Genomic DNA, 17,119 nt, shown 5'->3' with positions numbered 1-17,119 from the left:
ACCTGTTTTTCTTCTTCTGCGGTTGCTGTGGGCATGTGGGCAACGCGATTGCGTTGTCCAAGCGCAGCGGCATGTCCACAGCGCCACGGGCTCAGGTCTTTCGGGCGGATTGCCGGGTTCGGCGCAGGCTCTCACCGGTGAGGTCGAGCCGATGGGCATTGTGGACGAGGCGATCGAGCACGGCGTCGGCATAGGTGGGATCTCCAATGAGCAGATGCCACTGGTCCACGGGGAGCTGGCTGGTGACGATGGTGGAGCGATGACCGTAGCGATCTTCGAGGATTTCCAGGAGGTCGTGACGGGCACCGGCGTCGAGCGGCTCGAGTCCCCAATCATCGAGGATCAGCAGATCGACACGGCCAAGGCCGCGCAACAGGCGTGGATGGCGGCCGTCGCCGCGGGCGAGCGCCAGATCGTCGAACAGTCGCGGGACGCGCTGATAGAGCACGGAGCGATTGTCGCGACAGGCCTTGTGGCCGAGCGCCGAGGCGAGCCAACTCTTGCCAACGCCGGCCGGGCCGCAGATCAGGAGATTGACGTGGTCGTCGATCCAGCGGCCCTCGACAAGCTTAGCGAACAGCGGGCGGTCGAGACCGCGCGGGGTGCGGTAGTCGATGTCCTCGACGCACGCCTGCTGGCGCAGCTTGGCGTAGCGCAGGCGAGTGGCGAGCCGTTTGTCGTGCCGCAGCGAGGCTTCACGTTCGAGCAGCAGCGCAAGCCATTCGGTGTGACCGAGGCTTGCGGCCTCACCGGTGGCTTCGATGTCGGCGAAGGCCTTGGCCATGCCGTGGAGGCCGAGGGCGTTGAGGCGGTCGAGGGTCGGATGGGTGAGCAAGGGATGATTTCCTAATTGTAGTAGCGCGGTCCGCGGATGTTGGCATGCAGGATCGGCGCATCGTCCGCGGAACGCTGGTGAGCAGAACGCCGATCGAGATTGTTGGCGAGGATCGACTTGACCGAGCCATAGGTGCGCGCGCCGATGTCGATTGCCCGCGCAGCCGCGGCGTCCAGCCGTTCGCGCCCATAGGAGGCGGCGAGCCTGAGGATGCCGAGGCAGGCGCGGAAGCCTTGCTCGGGGTGCGAGCGCTCGTCGAGAATGAGGTCGCACAACGCGCTGGTCGCCGGCCCGATCGCGGCGGCGTCCTGGCGGATACGCGCGATGGTCCAGCCGGCGTAGCGCCGATGGCTGGAGGCCATGTGCTCCGGCACGGTGGTGTGTTTGTGATTGCCGCTCATGCGCTGATGCGCGGCGATCCGCTCGCCCTTGTGGAAGATCTCGACGGTACGGGCCGTGAACCGCACCTCGACCTCGGCGCGGGCGAAGCGATGCGGAACGCTGTAGTAATGCTTCTCCACCTCGACGTGGTAATCGAGACTGACGCGGCGGATCCGCCACTCGGCGAGGACATAGGGGGACGCCGGCAATGGCTTGAGCGCCGGCCGGTCGACCTCCTCGAGCAACCGGCGGCGTGTCACGCCGAGCCGCCGGATCGGCCGTTCCTCATTCAGCCTCGTGAGCAGTTCGCCGATCGCCGCATTGACCTCGGCCAGGCTGTAGAAGGTGCGATGGCGCAGGCGGCCGAGCAGCCAGCGCTCGACGATGAGGACGGCCTGCTCGACCTTGGCCTTGTCGCGCGGCTTGCGCGGCCGCGCCGGCAAGATGGCGGTGCCGTAATGCGCCGCCATCTCCGCGTAGGTACGATTGATCTGCGGGTCGTACAGGCTCGCCTTAATGACCGCGACCTTGGTGTTGTCGGGCACCACCAGCGCCGGTATGCCGCCGATCGCCGCGAAGGCGCCAACATGGGCGCTGATCCAGTCGGCGAGCCCCTGCGTCCACGTCGCCTGTGCGTAGGTGAAGCTCGATGCGCCGAGCACGGCGACGAAGATCTGCGCCGTTCTGCGCTCACCGGTCAGGCGGTCGACCACCACCGGCACGCCATCGCCGGCATAGTCGACGAACAACTTGTCGCCCGCCGCATGGGCCTGGCGCATCGTCACCGACAGGCGGCCCTCCCAGGCGCGGTAGAGCTCACAGAAGCGCGAGTACCGGTATCCGCCGGGCTCGGTGGCGATATATTCCTCCCACAGGATCGACAGCGTCACGTGCTTGCGTTTGAGCTCGCGGTGCACGGTCGCCCAGTCGGGCTCGGCGATGCGGCGGTGACCCTGACGGTTGCCATTGCCGGTCTTCGCGAACAGGCGAAGTTCCAGAACCGTGTCGGTGACGTCGTCTGGCAACGGCCAGCTCAAGCCCGCGGCCTCGAACCGCCGGAGCGCCAGGCGCACCGTCGAGGGCGCCGCGCCCACCCGTCGCGCAATCTCGCGGCTCGGCAGCCCGGCCGCCTTCATTCTGATCACATCGCGCACACGGCGCATCGCAAGCCTCTCCGTCGGCATCCAGGGTCCCCTTCGCAAAGCCGAAAGAGTTGACCCTATGGGAGCCAGAAGAGGCCTCGTCACCCGGGCGACATCATCCCGGAATGGTGGGCGACATCATTTCGGAACGGGTGGGCGACTTCAAATCGGAATGGTGGGCGAGATCATCTCGGAATCCTGGGCGACATCGATCGGAATCCGCACAGCCACATGCGGACGCACAGCCTCACGAACCTCGGGTGCCTTCTCCCAGTCCCCGTGCGGGTCTGAGCTGGGGTCTTCCTCGTAACTGTCCGGGGCCTCGTCCCGCAGCACATCCCACACGAAGTAGTCGGCCGTCTCTCGCCAACGTTTCGCTGGGCCGGGATCATTCTCGTACTGCTTTATGAACCAGATGTACCAACGGCCCGCGAGAGCAATTGCATTGAGCTTCGTGAGCGGCTGGCCCTCACCGTTCCTTTGGGCTCGCAAGGTGGCGATCCGCGTCTCTACCTCAGCCTCCCACTCCCCGAGCCGGGCCTTCGCCTCGTGCCTCGATGTGTCGGCTGGGAGCTTGAGATGCGCCTCGCGCTTGTGACCGTAGAGCCGCTGGTATTCCTCGCGGACGTCTTCGGGGATGACCTTGCGAGCAAACCAACGACCGTCAGCAATCCTATTCAACGCAACCATTCGCAACGCCATTTGTGCAGCCTTTTGTATTTTGGCGGCGCAAATACGTCAGGTCTATCAGTAAGATACCGGGATTGCGGGGAAATTTCCCAGCCTGGTACAGTTGGGTGGGCTCGAACCACCGACCTCCTGTTCCACAGACAGGCGCTCTAACCAACTGAGCTACAACTGCATCCTTGCGAGCCGCCCCGAGGGGCGCCCTTGATAGGGCCGGTCACCGAGGGGGGCTGGACGGGGCGGAAACTAGGTGCAACGGGCGTTTTTGGCAAGGCCGCAACACCCTCAAAACGTCCCGCAAGCGAGGTTATTTCCAAAGCAAAACCCGGGCTCTAGGCCCGGGTTTCTTAATTGAGACGGCCGCGCCAGATCAAGCGGCGGGGTAGAGCTTCGCGGCGGAAGCCTTGATCGGCTCGGCGGCGGCAGTGGCCGCGCGCTGGGTGATCTCGGCGAGCTCCCGGGCCTGGGCCTGGAAGGTCTCGAGCTGCGTCTTGGAATGGTTGGTCCACAGCGCGAACGCATCCTGCGGCGCCTTCACGCTGAACAGCTCCTGGGTGAAGTCGAGATGGGCCTTGGTGTTGGCCTTCGCGAACTCCATCAGCTTGGCGGTGTATTCGCTCACGCCCTTGTGGGCGGACGCGAACACGGCCTCGACGGTGCCGTTGTGGGTCTCGGCAGCGTCCTTGAACTTGGCGTAGTTCTCGCGGGCCTGCGACACGCCCTTTTCGGCGAACGCACGCATCTGCTCCGGAACCTCGAACGGAATGACGGAGGCGGAGAATGGATCAGTCGTACCTGTCATGCTTTGTCCCTCACACTAATGAAAAAACGGAGTGAGCCTTCAGGCGCGCCCGCCGGCCAACCGGGTGACGGGTGCGAAGACTGGAAACACAAAACGAATGATGGCTCGCCCAGCGCGGGGACCATGCCTGCCTAAGATGTCAACATTGTGCAACGCAACGGGTTTTGGGGTGCATTGCGCAAATTTAATCGCGGGGAGGATGAGGTTCCTGGGCTGGGGAACCGGTGGTTGAGGTAATCAGGTGCTGCCTGAGCGCGCACCTCGTCCTTCGAGACGACCGCTGCGCGGTCTCCTCAGGATGAGGCTGGGCGGCATGGGTATCTGGGGACGCGGAGATCTCGAAGGATGGGGATGCGAACGGGCTACGGCTTGCGGGGTCAGGGACATTAAGGTTATCGCGGCTTTAGGCCTTGGCGGCTAGGCTTCGGCCGTGGACCTGCCCGGCCCTGCGGGCGATACTAACCCTTTCTTAAGGCTGTCATTCCCGGCAGCCTGATGCGCACAAGCGGGACGCGAAGCCGGTCGGATGACGAGTTCGGATTTCCAGTTGCGAGGCGTGGGCGATCCCCGGCTGGCCGTGCACGCGACCTCGCCGCTGCCCGTCTGGCTCTGGTCGATCGACGGCACGCGCGTGCTCTGGGCCAATCCGGTCGGGGCAAGACTGTTCGGCGCGGCCCATGCCACGGCGCTCGCAGACAAGACCTTCGGGCCCGCCGACAGCCACCGCCGCCAGATCATCCGGCTTGCCGGCCGGCTGCCTCCGAACGGCGCGATCCGGCTCGAACGGCTGCGCGGCTTCGGCGCGCGGTTGGGCACTCTGATGACCTGCGCCTGCGCCCGGCTCGACTTCGCCGATGGCGGCCGCGCCGTGCTGGTCACCGCGATGGACCCCGGCTTGCGCACCATGCCGCTGGTCGAGCGGCTGCTTCGTCTGGTCGACGGCGCCAAGACGCCGATGGCGGCGTTCGCACCCGACGGCCTGTTCGTCGGCGCCAGCGAAACGGCCCGCACCCTGCTCGGCTTCCGCGATCTCACCGAGGGCGGCCTCGAACAGGCGCGCAGCGACGCGCTTCGCCAGGGCCGCGCCGAGACGCCGATCGGCATCGGGCAGATGGTGCTGCAGCGTGTCGGCAGCGGAGCCGATGTCGGCCTGGTCGCGCTGATCGAGCCTGCCGTGCAGCAGGCGGCGGCTGCGACTGATGAGGTCGAGCCCGAGGCCACTGAAGAGGTCGCGCGCGAAGAGATCGCCCGAGAAGACATCGCTCAGCATGAGGCTGCGCCGGCCGCTGCTCCAGCCGCCGTGCCGCAGGATGTGCAAGCCGCGCCGTCGCACGAGGCGCCATCAGAGATCGCGCTGTTCGACGCCTTTGCCGAGCCGGTCGACGCGCCGCAAGCAACGATCGCGCACGAACCGCCCGCAAGCGAGCCGGCGACCGAGATCGTCTCGATCCAGCAAGCCGTCGAGCAAGCGGGCGAAGCCGCGCCAGAAACTCCGGTTGAAAACTCGGCCGAAGCCATGGTGTCGCCGCAGGCAGCGCCGACCGTGACCGGCATGGTCGAGCCGCCGTCGGGCCACGAAGAGCCGCCCGCACCGCGTCAGCATCCGCTGCGCTTCCTCTGGAAGGCGGATGCAGAGGGCCGCTTTGTGCTTCTGTCTGACGAATTCATCCACCTGATCGGCCCGCGCACGGCCGCCGGCTTCGACCGCCCCTGGCGCGAGATCGCCGACGCCTTCGCGCTCGATCCTGAGAGCCGCGTGGCGCAGGCGCTTGCGAGCAAGGATACCTGGGCCGGGATCACCGTGAACTGGCCCGCCGATGGCGGCGAGCATCTGCCGGTCGAGCTTGCCGGGCTTCCGGTTTATGACGGCGACCGCAATTTCGCGGGCTTCAGGGGTTTTGGCGTCTGCCGCGATCTCGACGGCCTCAACCGGCTCGATGCGCTCAGGCGCTTTGAGCTTTTGGCCGAACCGGCGGCGCCGCAAAGCCTGTCCGCCAATGTGGTCGAACCCGAGCCAGAGCCCGAGCCGCCGCCTCCGCCGATCGAGCCGCCCGCGCCTGAGCCCGAGCCTGAAGCCGAACTGACCGACCCCACAACCGACGCGAATTCACATCCAACCGATCCGGAAACGCCAGTGGAAACGCCTCCCAATGTCCTGCCGTTCCGAGCGCCCGGCGACACGCGATCGCCGACGCTGACGCCGGTCGAGAACAGCGCGTTCAACGAGCTCGCCCGCCAATTGTCCGAGCGCCTCGAACGCGACAAGGAAACCATCGCGGCATCGTCCGAGCCGCCGGATGCCGAGATCACGCCTGAAGCGCCGACGCCCACGCCGGAGCCTGAGACGCCGCACGCGCCCGCCGAATGGCTGACCGCGCCCGCGCCGCCCGCGCACGGCCACAGCAGGCGCGACCGCGCGCTGCTCGACCTGCTGCCGAGCGGCATCCTGATCTACCGACTCGACCGCCTGCTCTACGCCAACCCCGCGTTCCTCGCGCGCATGGGCTATGCCAGCCTGAGCGCACTGGAGAATGCCGGCGGGCTGGACGCGCTCTATGTCGAGCCTGGCGTGTCCGCGGCCAGCAGCACGTCGCAGGCAGGCACGCCTGTCACGATCAGCGCGACGCTCGCCAATGGCGAAGCGCCGCTGCCGACCACCGAAGCGCATCTGCACGCGATCGACTGGGACGGCGAGAGCGCGCATGCGCTGATCTGCGCGCTGCCGCAGGCTGCGCCCGTCATCGCGGAGACCATGGTCGCCGAGGCCGTTGTCCCGGAGACCATTGTCCCCGAGACCTTCCCCACCGCGCCGGAGCCCGACGCCGGCGAGGCGGCCGCCGAAGATCTCGCCGCGATCCTCGACACCACGGCCGAGGGCATCGTGATGTTCGATGCCGAAGGCAACATCCACGCCTGCAACCGCAGCGCCGAGGCGCTGTTCGGCTATGACGGCGAGACGCTGATGCAGCAGAATCTGGTGACGCTGTTCGCGCCGGAGAGCCAGCATGTCGTGATCGACTATCTGGAAAACCTCAAGAGCCAGGACATCGCGAGCCTGCTCGACCACGGCCGCGAGGTGCTGGGGCGCGAGAAGAAGGGCGGCGTCATTCCGCTCGCGATGATCATGGGCCGCACCCGGCCCGACGGCCCGAACTTCTTCGCCGTGTTCCGCGATCTCTCGCACAGCAAGCAGGGCGAGAGCGAGCTGACGCAGGCGCGACGTCTGGTCGACGGCGCGGCCAATGCCAAGGCCGACATGCTGGCGCGGATCAGCCACGAGATCCGCACGCCGCTCAACGCCATCATCGGCTTCTCGGAGGTGATGATCTCGGAACGCTTCGGCACGCTCGGCAACGAGCGCTACGGCGAGTACATGAAGGACATCCGCGCCTCCGGCGAGCGCGTCATCGCCATCATCGACGACCTGCTCGAGCTGTCGCGGATCGAGACCGGCAAGCTCGACCTCAACTTCGCCAACCTCAACCTCAATGATCTGGTCGAGGCCTGCGTGGTCGTGATGCAGCCGCAGGCCAATCGCGAGCGCATCATCATCCGCACCTCGCTCGGCCATGCCCTGCCGCAGGTGAGCGCGGATGCGCGCGCGATGCGGCAGATCACCATGAACCTGATCTCGAACTCGATCCGGCTCGCCAGCGCCGGCGGCCAGGTCATCGTCTCGACCGCGCTCACCGACCGCGGCGAGGTCGCACTTCGCATCCGCGACACCGGTCACGGCCTCAGCGAGCGCGAAGTCGCCGCCGCGATGGAGCCGTTCCGCACGCCGCCGCCCGGCGACGCCGAAGACAGTTCGGCGCTGAGCTTGTCGCTGACCAAGGCCCTGGTCGAAGCCAACCGCGCCCGCTTCAACATCAAGAGCGCGGCGAACTCCGGCTCGCTGATCGAGGTGGTGTTCGCACCGGCACTGGCGCAGGCGTAAGCGGCGAACGCGATTTCCTGCCCGCGGTGCACGGGCGGCTTCGGCCGAGCCGCGCCCCGCGAAGGGCGCCAGCTCATTGCGACTTCTTCCCGAGCGGAACCGAAGCCCCTCTTTGCGGCTTGAAGCCTGGACCCAGCGTTTCTCCTGCTGATCAGTTCGACACTGCAGCTCCGCACTCCAGCGACTTCAAATGACCGACCGAGCGAAATCCGTGGCATCGAAGCAGCGTCCGCCCAAGCGGAGCGAGGCGGTGCGGAGCGACAGAGGCCCGACCACGACTGAGCGAAAGCCGCTGCCTACCGGCGCAGGCGCGCGCATGAACGCCCGAGTCGTGCTTGCCCTTGCGCTGGTCGCACTCGCGTTGTGGACGGCGGCGGGCTTTCTGCCCGCGGTGATCTGGGCCGCGATACTCGCAACCAGCCTGTGGCCGCTCTACACCAAGTTTGCGGCACGCGTGACCTCCGGCCGCTCCAGCCTGGCCCCGCTGGTCTTCACGCTCGTCGTCGCCCTCATCCTGTTTACGCCGATGTCGCTTGCCGTCTATCAGATCGCGCAGCAAGGCGATCTGCTCGTGGGCTGGATGAAACAGGCCGGAGAGAGCGGGATCGAAGTGCCTGATTGGCTCGCCCGCCTTCCGATCGCCGCAGAGAGCATCGAGCAGTGGTGGCGCAGCAATCTTTCCGATCCCAAAGCCGCGACCGCATGGCTGAAAAGCGTCAACGCAGACAACGCATCGGAACTGTTTCGAACGTTCGGCGGACAGCTGCTTCATCGCCTGTTTCTTCTGTTCTTTTCGCTGATCGCCTTGTTCGTCTTGCTGCGCAACGGCCGGTCGATCTCGGACCGCGTGCTGGAAACCTGCGATCGGCTTTTCGGTGAGGCGGGAGAGGGTCTCGCCGAGCAAATGGTCGATGCGATCCGCGGCACCGTGAACGGTACGGTGCTGGTCGCCGCAGGCGAGGGATTATTGATCGGCGTGGCCTATTTCGTCGCGGGCGTGCCGCATGCCATCGTATTCACGATATTGACCACGGCCTTCGCCATGCTTCCGTTCGGCGCCTGGCTCGCTTTCACCGCTGCGGCGGTGGTGCTGGTCTCTGGCGGAGGCAGCGGCTTCGCAGCCGCGGGCGTCTTCTTCTGGGGCGCGATCGTCATGTTGGCCGGCGATCATTTCGTCTGGCCGACCCTGGTCGGCGACTCCGCGCGGCTGCCGTTTCTGTTCGCGTTCGTCGGGATCTTCGGAGGCTTGGCTGCCTTCGGCCTTCTGGGCTTGTTTCTCGGCCCGGTGATCATGTCGGCGTTGCTGGTGGTCTGGCGCGAGTGGGTGTTCCGACCTGTCGCGCCCGAGAAGAACGGTTGAGTTGCCGCGGGCGTATCCCCAAGCACACGCCAGAAAGCAAAAGGCACGGCGCTTGCGACGCCGTGCCTTCCGCATTCATGAGGCTCGATCTCAGCTGTAGATTTCGAACAGTCCCGCGCCGCCCTGGCCGCCGCCGATGCACATCGTCACGACGCCCCACTTCGCCTTGCGGCGCTTGCCCTCCTGGAGGATGTGGCTGGTGAGCCGCGCGCCGGTCATGCCGAACGGATGGCCGATCGGCGCTGGCGAAGGCATAAGGCGAGATCAGGCTGGGACTGGACTGGCGGCTGCCTTTACGTGGTGGCGCAACCCGCTCGGACATGTAGTATGGCCCTGCCGGAGCGGGGTACCAAATTGGACGGAATCAATCTTCACGATCCCCTCTTCGCCACCTATGTCGTTGCCGCCAGCTTGATCATCCTCAAGGCCGTGGCGATGTCGTGGCTCACCGTGGTCCGGATGGTGAGGGCCCAGGGCGGCTACCGTTCGCCGGAGGACATCAAGAAGACGCCACTGAATCCCGCACCCGATCCGGCGCAGCTTCTTCCCAACGAAGATGTGGAGCGGATCCGCCGGATCCAGATGAACGATCTCGAGAGCCTGCCGTATTTCCTGGTCGCGGGCTTTCTTTGTGTTCTCACAAAGCCGTCGCTGCTTCTCGCGCAATGCCTGCTCTACGGCTACGTTGCCTCACGCCTGCTGCATTTTCTCGCCTATCTCACCGGGCAAATTCACGACATTCGCGCAATGCTGTGGACCGTCGGCTCGGTCATCCTGGTCTTCATGACCGTGCGCACGCTGCTCGTTGCACTCGGCGCTTGAGGCTCAGTCGGCCACGCCGGCGATCTGCTGGGCCGAAAGGTAGCGTTCAAGCGCCTCGTGCTGCTTGAAAAAGCGCATGGCGCGCAGATCGCGGATCGTCGTTTTTTGTGCCGCATCGCGAACCCGGGTGACCTCGCGGGCTTCCTCCAGCCGGCCGACCCCGACCAGGTTGGCCGCGAGCATGCGATGTCCGGTGCCGTTGCTCGGATTGTGCCGAACCGACTTGCGCGCCCAGGCAACGCCCTCCTCGTACTGCCCGAGGGCAAAGTAGGACGCGGTCAATCCCGTCATCCACATATGGAGCATGCTGTCCTCGGGGCTGAGGACGAGAGACCGATGCAGGCATGCGAGTGCGTTGGCATAATCGCCTCCCATGCTGTCGATCATTCCGAGTACACCCCATGCGAAAGCCGAACTCGGATTGAGCCTTGCGGCTTCGCTGGCGTGAATGCGCCCCTGATCGTTGTCGCCGGCGGGCCCAAACAGCGTGAAGCCATAGACAGCGTGGGCGAAAGCGTCCCCACTATCCTGCTCGACGGCGCGGCGCGCCAGACCGACCGCCTCGGACGCGGCATCCGCAGACATGTTGGCGCCGAGCGGCGGAGCCATCACGAGTCCCCAAGCCAGCGCCGCCAGCGTCGCCGTTCGCTCCTGATCGAGGCTCAGAGACCGCCGAAGCAGATCGATGGCCTTGACGATACCTTCGCGGGTGCCGCCCCATAAATGGTGAAGGCCGCGCAAATACAGATCATAGGCCGAAAGATCAGTTGGCGGCTTGCGGCGTGCGCGTTCGATCTCGGCGCTACGAACGGCGGGATCGACGACTGCGGCAACACTGCTGCTGACGTCGTCCTGCAGGTCGAAGATGTCGACCAGGGGGCGATCGTAGCGATTGGACCAGACCTGGGCCTCGCTTCCGGTATGAGTGAGCTCGGCCGAGACGCGAATGCGGTTGCCCGCCTTGCGAATATGACCGCTCAGGACGTATTGCGCACCGAGTTGCTGCGCAATCTGCCGGCTGGTCATTCCCTTGTCCCGAAGGGCAAAGCTCGATCCGGCCGCGATCACCACCAGCTCGCGAAAGCGCGATAGAGCGGTGATGATGTCTGCAGTGACGCCATCGGCGAAGTAGTCCTGTTCGGTTTCATCACCCATGTTGCGGAACGGAAGCACCGCCACGGAGGGCCTGTCGTTGCCGAACACGTGCTCCGCCTGGTGCGAAAGGTCTGCCGTCGGGTCCGCTGCCGGCAGAACGATCTTCTGCTCCTGGACCTTGCGCAATTCCGCAGCCAGCGCGCTGGTTGTGGCATCGGGCGCGGTGCCGAGCTCTTGCTTCAGAAAGGCAACGACGGCCTGATAATATTTGAGCGCCTCGGCGTTGCGGCCGGCCGCGGACAACGCGCGCATGATCAGGCGGTGCGCATCCTCACGCATGCTGTTGAGTGCATTGGCGCGCTGGCCGGCGAGCAGGGCATCGCCGGCACGTCCGTCGGACAGTTCCTGGTCGCCGAGCGCTACCATCGCGCCGACAGCCAGCTCCGATAACCGCTCGCGTTCGCCGGCCACCCACTCGCTCCAGCCCTCAGCGTTGACCGCGATGTCATCGACGAGGCGCCCGCGATAGAGATCTGCCGCCGCGGTCAGCGCGTCACGGCTGCCCTTTCTGACAAGCCGCTCGAATTGCGGCACATCGCAGGTGATCACAACGGCATTCAACGAAATGAATTCGCCGTCACTCCTGAGAGCACTCTGACCAAGAACTTGACGCAGCTTGAACAGGGCCTGTCGCAGGTTTTGCTTCGCCTGCGCTTCGAAGTGCGATCCCCACAGCAAGGTCGAGAGTTTTTCGCGGTGCTGAGGCTGAGGTGCCGTGCAGGCCAGATAGGCCAGCAATCCCGCGAGCTTCTTGTTCGGTAAGCTGACGGCACCGTCCGGCCCGATCAGTTCAAAACGTCCAAGAAGTGCGAGAGTAAAACTTGGGCTGGGCGCGGGTGCAGTTTCGGTCATTCCGCCTCAAAAATAAGCAGATGCGCTCACGGATATACATCCTACACGAATTGCCGCCTTAGCGAACAATATTAACGCTGCAGTGACGGCCGAGTGACGCCGGCGACGACGACAGTGGGTTCAGATCGCATCGCGACGAGATGCCGGTTGGTTGATCGACGCGGAGCAATTTCATCCGGAAGTCAGCGTGCGCGCGCATCACCTCATCATGATCGTCGTTGGCTTGTTCGTGGTTCTCGCCGGATTCGACGCAGCGTTGACGACCTTTGCACACCCGACACTCAGGGCCGCTTCGCAGTCGGCGCCGCCCGTCGCACCGCTCCTTTTCGGAGGCGACTGATCGCACGCCGGCATCACAACAGCCATCAAACAGGAGGTCGCATTGACCGACATCGCACAGCAGGGAAGACAATCGCAGAGGTTTCTCGCGTCCGATCAAGAACAGCGATTGGTTGCGATGTGGAGACTTGGAGTGGTCGCCTTCTATGGCTCGCTCCTGGCGCTGGTGATTGCCTTCGCGGCAATGAGCAAGGCGCCCCGAGAGCGCCAAGCCAACCTGGCCTCCGACGATTTCGTTACCCACTACATTTCGAACCCGCCGGCGCCGTAGGCGATCGGGACGAGCGACAGCAAAGCATATGAGGACAATCGTGAACAATCACAACCGTGCTGCGTCTCCAATTCGGGCCAGATCTCCGGCATCGCACGACAGAAAGCGAACAGGCGGCGAGACGCGCCTGATGATTCTCGTTCTGCTGGGATTCGGCCTCGTTCACGTGATCGGCGCGATCCTCATTCAGCGCGCGTCGACCGAGCGAGGTGATCCGCCCCTGATCCTCGCTTCGCACACCGACTGACGGCCGCCACATGCAGCCGGTTCATGGGATTTGAAAACCAGGAGGCAACATTGCCAGCAATCATACGCACGATTTCCCGCACGGTCCTCTCGGTCATCGGTGCCGAATTGGCGAAGCACGCCCTCCTGTTATGCGCAGCGTGCGCCTTTGTGTTCGTGCTCTCACGAACCTACGGCCTGGATTTGAGCGCCGGATTCTTCTGACGTTCGCAATGGTGGCCGACATGACTGAAATCTGAAGACGCATCGTCGTCGATGCGCAAGTCCTGAGGAGCTGAGATGTACGTTGGCCGGATATTGTCCACGCTTGGCGGACAAGGACCTATGCTCCTGGTGATCTCGCTTTGCGCAGGGCTGATGATCACTCCCTTCGCTCATCTCGGCTACGATCTTTTGCCTTTTTCGGCATTTCTTCTGACGCTGGGCTCGTTTCTTACGGCGGGTCTTGCCCCCTCTGAAGCCAGCATTCGTCCGCTCCTGATGGGCGTGGTACTTGCCTGGGTTGGCCTGGTGCTGCCATTCGCTGCTGCGATTCTGCTGTCCTTTGCTCCGCTTGATCCTGCGCTGCGGGCCGGCGTTCTGCTTTCACTGCTGGCGCCGCCGGTCGGAAGCGCCGCTGCGATCGCCGGAATGCTCGGTTTGCGACCACGTCTTGCACTGCTCGTTTCCATCGCACTGACCTTGCTCACGCCGATCTCGATTCCGAGTTTTGCCACGGTGCTCGGGCTTGGAATTGCATTCGACATGGGCGGGCTGGCAATCCGGCTCTTCAGCATTATCGGCGCTGCAGGCCTGGTGGCCTTCTTAGCCATGAGGTTTCGTCGTCATGTGATTCCCGTTATGCCCGATCAAAGCGCCGCCACCGGGATCGCCGTTGTCGGGCTCATGATCGTGGGGCTTGCCACCTCGCAAGGCATACGGGCGCAATGGACCAGCAACGCCCTGCGTTTCGACGTGATGCTCGCCGCGGCGATCGTGTTCAATTTCGGTCTGTGCGTCCTCGCTGCCCTGACGTTCGCGAGGCTGGGTGGCAAACCGCCGGTACCATCGGTCTCGTGAGCGGAAACCGCAACGTCACGCTCGTGTGGGCAGCGGCGAGCTTCGGTCTGCCGTCGCTGGCGGAAGGTTATGTCGCTGCGTGCGTCATCCCGGTCCTCGCGCTTCCCCTCATCATCAAGCTTTGTCTTAGACTACCATCCTTCAGCCGCTTCATCCCACAAAACCGATGACCCAAAGAGTACACGCCTGACCTGGTGCTCAAACAACAAGGCACGGCGCTTGCGACGCCGTGCCTTCCGCATTCATGAGGCTCGATCTCAGCTGTAGATTTCGAACAGTCCCGCGCCGCCCTGGCCGCCGCCGATGCACATCGTCACCACGCCCCACTTCGCCTTGCGGCGCTTGCCCTCCTGGAGGATGTGGCCGGTGAGCCGCGCGCCGGTCATGCCGAACGGATGGCCGATCGCGATCGATCCGCCGTTGACATTGTACTTGGCGGGATCGATGCCGAGCTTGTCGCGCGAATAGAGACACTGGCTGGCGAAGGCTTCATTGAGCTCCCAGAGATCGATGTCGTCGATCTTCAGGCCATGACGCTTCAACAGCTTCGGCACGGCAAAGATCGGGCCGATGCCCATCTCGTCCGGCTCGCAACCCGCGGCCGCCCAGGCGACGAAGCGGCCCATGGGATTGAGGCCGCGCTTCTCCGCGTCCTTGGCTTCCATCAGCACCACGGCCGCGGCGCCGTCCGACAGCTGGCTGGCGTTGCCGGCCGTGACGAACTTGCCGGGGCCCCTGACGGGCTCGAGCTTGGCGAGACCTTCCAGCGTGGTCTCGGGCCGGTTGCACTCGTCGCGGTCGACGACGTAATCGACGATCGACTCGGCCTTGGTCGCCTTGTCGACCACCTTCATCTTAGTCTTCATCGGGACGATCTCGTCCTTGAACTTGCCGGCCTGCTGCGCGGCGGCCATGCGGCGCTGCGACTCCAGCGAATACTCGTCCTGATATTCACGGCTGAGATTGTAGCGCTCGGCGACGATATCGGCGGTGTCAATCATCGCCATGAAGATCGCCGGTGCCGTCTTGAGCAGTTCGGGATCGATCGTCTCCTTCGGCGTGCCGCCGCCCGGCATCGAGATGCTCTCGACGCCGCCTGCGACGATGCAGTCGGAACCGTCCGAGCGGATCGAGTTGGCGGCCATCGCGATGGTCTGGAGACCGGACGAGCAGAACCGGTTCACCGAGACGCCCCCGGTCGATTTCGGCATTCCCGCCAGCAGCGCGGCCTGGCGGCCGATGTTCGGCGCGCCATGAGCGCAATTGCCGAGATAGCAATCCTCGACATAGTCCTTCTCGACGCCGGCTCGGTCGACTGCGTGGTGAATGGCGTGGGCCGCGAGCGACATCGGCGGGGTGATGTTGAACCCGCCGCGGCCGGATTTCGCGAGGCCCGTGCGTGCATAGGAAACGATGACGGCTTCACGCATTGTTTTCTCCCTTTCGAACGATTTTGACCGGAGCATCGGTCGAGGTTTCTCGGCGCCATTGGTACACAATGTCCGGCGGTCGCGGGAGAAATAAAAACGCCGCCCTCGCGAGAGGGCGGCGTTGTTCCGCGGGTCGGAATATGTCGGCGGATCAGAACGTCAGCGCCTTGACCTGCTTGACCTGCGGCAGGGCCTGCACCTTGGCAAGCAGATCGGCCGGCACCGCGCCGTCGACCTCGATCAGCGCGATGGCATCGGAGCCCGGCGCAACGCGGCCAAGATGGAAGGTCGCGATGTTGATCTTGGCATCGCCGAGCAGGCTCGCGAACTTGCCTATGAAACCCGGCTTGTCCTCGTTGGTCACGTAGATCATCGACTTGCCAAATTCAGCGTCGACGCGGATGCCCTTGATGTCGACCAGGCGCGGCTTGCCGTCGGCATAGACCGTGCCCGAGACCGACCGCCCCTGCCGCTCGGTGGTGACGGTGACGGTGATCAAGCTTTCATAGTCGCTCTGGGCGGCGCGGACGATCTCGTCGACCACCATGCCGCGCTCCTTGGCGACGACGGGCGCGGAGACGACGTTGACCTCGCCCAGCATCGGCCGCAGCAGGCCGGATAGCACGGCGGAGGTGATCGCCTTGATCTTCATCTCGGCGACGTGGCCCTCATAGGTGATCTCGACCTTAAGGATGCCGCTCTCGGTGAGCTGTCCCGCGAACGAACCGAGCTTTTCAGCGAGCGCGATGAACGGCTTCAGCTTCGGCGCCTCTTCCGCCGTGATGGAGGGGAAGTTGACGGCATTCGAGATCGCACCGGTGAGCAGGTAATCCGACATCTGCTCGGCAACCTGGAGCGCGACGTTCTCCTGCGCCTCGGTGGTGGACGCGCCGAGATGCGGCGTGCAGATCACGTTGGGATGACCGAACAGCACATTCGCGGTGGCGGGCTCCTCGACAAAGACGTCGAAAGCGGCGCCGGCGATGTGCTTGGAATTCAAAGCGTTGACCACGGCCTGCTCGTCGACGAGACCGCCGCGGGCGCAGTTGATCAGGCGCACGCCCTTCTTCATCTTGGCGATCGCGGCTGCGTCGATGATGTTCCTGGTCTTCTCGGTGAGCGGCGTATGCAGGGTGATGAAGTCGGCGCGCTTGAGCAGGTCGTCGAGCTCGACCTTCTCGACACCGATGTCCCTGGCGCGCTCCGGCGACAGGAACGGATCGAACGCGATCACCTTCATGCGCAGGCCGAGCGCACGGTCGGCGACGATCGAGCCGATGTTGCCGCAGCCGACGACGCCGAGCACCTTGCCGGTGATCTCGACGCCCATGAAGCGGTTCTTCTCCCACTTGCCGGCCTGGGTCGAAGCGTCCGCCTGCGGAATCTCGCGCGCCAGCGCCAGCATCAGGGTGATGGCGTGCTCGGCGGTCGTGATCGAATTGCCGAACGGCGTGTTCATCACGATGATGCCCTTGGCCGTGGCGGCGGGAATCTCGACGTTGTCGACGCCGATGCCGGCGCGGCCGATCACCTTGAGATTGGTCGCCTTCTCGAGGATCTTCGCGGTCGCCTTGGTCGCCGAGCGGATCGCGAGGCCGTCGTAATTGCCGATGATCTCGGCGAGCTTGTCCTTGTCCTTGCCGAGGTTGGGCTGGAAGTCGACCTCGACACCGCGGTCCTTGAAGATCTGTACGGCGGCGGGAGAGAGCGCGTCGGAAATGAGAACTTTGGGTTTGGTCATGGGAATGTGTCCTCTGCCTTCCTAAGGGAAGGGCCTTAGACCGGATTGGGTGAATGTCTC

Annotated in this window: 13 protein-coding genes, 1 tRNA gene and 1 pseudogene; 6 read left to right on the top strand and 9 right to left on the bottom strand. The window is 64.7% G+C overall.

Going from position 1 to position 17,119, the window contains the following annotated elements; genetic code table 11:
* Nucleotides 1–91 precede the first annotated feature (91 nt).
* The 5 genes from istB to RX329_RS06460 form a co-directional block, all read right to left on the bottom strand.
* The gene (istB, locus tag RX329_RS06480; RefSeq protein ID WP_007605871.1) at nt 92–835 is read right to left on the bottom strand and encodes an IS21-like element helper ATPase IstB; all 744 of its coding nucleotides are present in this window, start codon (nt 833–835) and stop codon (nt 92–94) included.
* An 11-nt stretch (nt 836–846) separates the two neighbouring features.
* Nucleotides 847–2,379, bottom strand: coding sequence for an IS21 family transposase (gene istA, locus RX329_RS06475; RefSeq protein ID WP_083843304.1), 1,533 nt, complete (start codon nt 2,377–2,379; stop codon nt 847–849).
* A 141-nt stretch (nt 2,380–2,520) separates the two neighbouring features.
* Nucleotides 2,521–3,048, bottom strand: coding sequence for a hypothetical protein (locus RX329_RS06470; RefSeq protein ID WP_317245545.1), 528 nt, complete (start codon nt 3,046–3,048; stop codon nt 2,521–2,523).
* A 95-nt stretch (nt 3,049–3,143) separates the two neighbouring features.
* A tRNA-His gene (locus RX329_RS06465) sits at nt 3,144–3,220 on the bottom strand.
* 195 nt (nt 3,221–3,415) lie between these two features.
* Complete coding sequence (locus RX329_RS06460; protein ID WP_018453573.1) at nt 3,416–3,847, bottom strand: phasin; 432 nt, start codon at nt 3,845–3,847, stop codon at nt 3,416–3,418.
* 526 nt (nt 3,848–4,373) lie between these two features.
* On the opposite strand from RX329_RS06460, the gene RX329_RS06455 reads away from it, so the two are divergent.
* Together RX329_RS06455 and RX329_RS06450 are read left to right on the top strand one after the other, a co-directional pair.
* The gene (locus tag RX329_RS06455) at nt 4,374–7,784 is read left to right on the top strand and encodes a PAS domain-containing protein (protein ID WP_085360547.1); all 3,411 of its coding nucleotides are present in this window, start codon (nt 4,374–4,376) and stop codon (nt 7,782–7,784) included.
* A gap of 316 nt (nt 7,785–8,100) precedes the next feature.
* Entirely contained in the window at nt 8,101–9,144 is a 1,044-nt protein-coding gene (locus RX329_RS06450) for an AI-2E family transporter (RefSeq protein ID WP_063745866.1), read from the top strand.
* A 90-nt stretch (nt 9,145–9,234) separates the two neighbouring features.
* Here RX329_RS06450 and RX329_RS06445 read toward each other — a convergent pair.
* Nucleotides 9,235–9,381 (bottom strand): annotated as a pseudogene (locus tag RX329_RS06445) (acetyl-CoA C-acyltransferase); the annotation flags it as partial.
* Nucleotides 9,382–9,498: 117 nt separating this feature from the next.
* Here RX329_RS06445 and RX329_RS06440 point away from each other — a divergent pair.
* Nucleotides 9,499–9,966 carry an MAPEG family protein gene (locus tag RX329_RS06440; RefSeq protein ID WP_085383823.1) on the top strand — a complete coding sequence of 156 codons (468 nt, stop codon included), beginning with the start codon at nt 9,499–9,501 and terminating at the stop codon, nt 9,964–9,966.
* Nucleotides 9,967–9,969: 3 nt separating this feature from the next.
* Here the strand turns inward: RX329_RS06440 and RX329_RS06435 are convergent, their stop codons facing one another.
* A complete protein-coding gene (locus RX329_RS06435) occupies nt 9,970–11,973 on the bottom strand; it encodes a BTAD domain-containing putative transcriptional regulator (protein ID WP_085360553.1) in 2,004 nt (667 codons plus the stop codon).
* Nucleotides 11,974–12,124: 151 nt separating this feature from the next.
* Between RX329_RS06435 and RX329_RS06430 the strand changes: the two genes are divergently transcribed.
* From RX329_RS06430 to RX329_RS06420, 3 genes are all read left to right on the top strand, one after another.
* Complete coding sequence (locus RX329_RS06430; protein ID WP_018453567.1) at nt 12,125–12,313, top strand: hypothetical protein; 189 nt, start codon at nt 12,125–12,127, stop codon at nt 12,311–12,313.
* A gap of 42 nt (nt 12,314–12,355) precedes the next feature.
* The gene (locus RX329_RS06425; protein WP_085348786.1) at nt 12,356–12,583 is read left to right on the top strand and encodes a hypothetical protein; all 228 of its coding nucleotides are present in this window, start codon (nt 12,356–12,358) and stop codon (nt 12,581–12,583) included.
* Nucleotides 12,584–13,153: 570 nt separating this feature from the next.
* Nucleotides 13,154–13,888, top strand: coding sequence for a hypothetical protein (locus RX329_RS06420; protein WP_240543164.1), 735 nt, complete (start codon nt 13,154–13,156; stop codon nt 13,886–13,888).
* A 257-nt stretch (nt 13,889–14,145) separates the two neighbouring features.
* Here the strand turns inward: RX329_RS06420 and RX329_RS06415 are convergent, their stop codons facing one another.
* Nucleotides 14,146–15,318 carry a thiolase family protein gene (locus RX329_RS06415; RefSeq protein WP_085360557.1) on the bottom strand — a complete coding sequence of 391 codons (1,173 nt, stop codon included), beginning with the start codon at nt 15,316–15,318 and terminating at the stop codon, nt 14,146–14,148.
* Between the two features lie 151 nt (nt 15,319–15,469).
* Nucleotides 15,470–17,059 (bottom strand): phosphoglycerate dehydrogenase, encoded by a 1,590-nt coding sequence (gene serA, locus RX329_RS06410; protein WP_018453562.1) that lies wholly within the window; start codon nt 17,057–17,059, stop codon nt 15,470–15,472.
* Nucleotides 17,060–17,119 lie beyond the last annotated feature (60 nt).

The sequence above is a fragment of the Bradyrhizobium sp. BWC-3-1 genome (assembly GCF_032917965.1).
Taxonomy (GTDB): domain Bacteria; phylum Pseudomonadota; class Alphaproteobacteria; order Rhizobiales; family Xanthobacteraceae; genus Bradyrhizobium; species Bradyrhizobium canariense_D.
The sequence above is the reverse complement of the archived record's forward strand: the minus strand, read 5'-3'. Positions and strand labels throughout refer to the sequence as shown.

Excerpts from the sequence above, each read along its gene's own strand:
- RX329_RS06450 (WP_063745866.1), top strand. The coding sequence starts at position 8,101 with ATGAACGCCCGAGTCGTGCTTGCCCTTGCGCTGGTCGCACTCGCGTTG.
- RX329_RS06420 (WP_240543164.1), top strand. The coding sequence starts at position 13,154 with ATGCTCCTGGTGATCTCGCTTTGCGCAGGGCTGATGATCACTCCCTTC.
- RX329_RS06415 (WP_085360557.1), bottom strand. The coding sequence starts at position 15,318 with ATGCGTGAAGCCGTCATCGTTTCCTATGCACGCACGGGCCTCGCGAAA.
- RX329_RS06470 (WP_317245545.1), bottom strand. The coding sequence starts at position 3,048 with ATGGTTGCGTTGAATAGGATTGCTGACGGTCGTTGGTTTGCTCGCAAG.
- RX329_RS06435 (WP_085360553.1), bottom strand. The coding sequence starts at position 11,973 with ATGACCGAAACTGCACCCGCGCCCAGCCCAAGTTTTACTCTCGCACTT.
- serA (WP_018453562.1), bottom strand. The coding sequence starts at position 17,059 with ATGACCAAACCCAAAGTTCTCATTTCCGACGCGCTCTCTCCCGCCGCC.
- RX329_RS06460 (WP_018453573.1), bottom strand. The coding sequence starts at position 3,847 with ATGACAGGTACGACTGATCCATTCTCCGCCTCCGTCATTCCGTTCGAG.
- istA (WP_083843304.1), bottom strand. The coding sequence starts at position 2,379 with ATGCGCCGTGTGCGCGATGTGATCAGAATGAAGGCGGCCGGGCTGCCG.
- RX329_RS06455 (WP_085360547.1), top strand. The coding sequence starts at position 4,374 with ATGACGAGTTCGGATTTCCAGTTGCGAGGCGTGGGCGATCCCCGGCTG.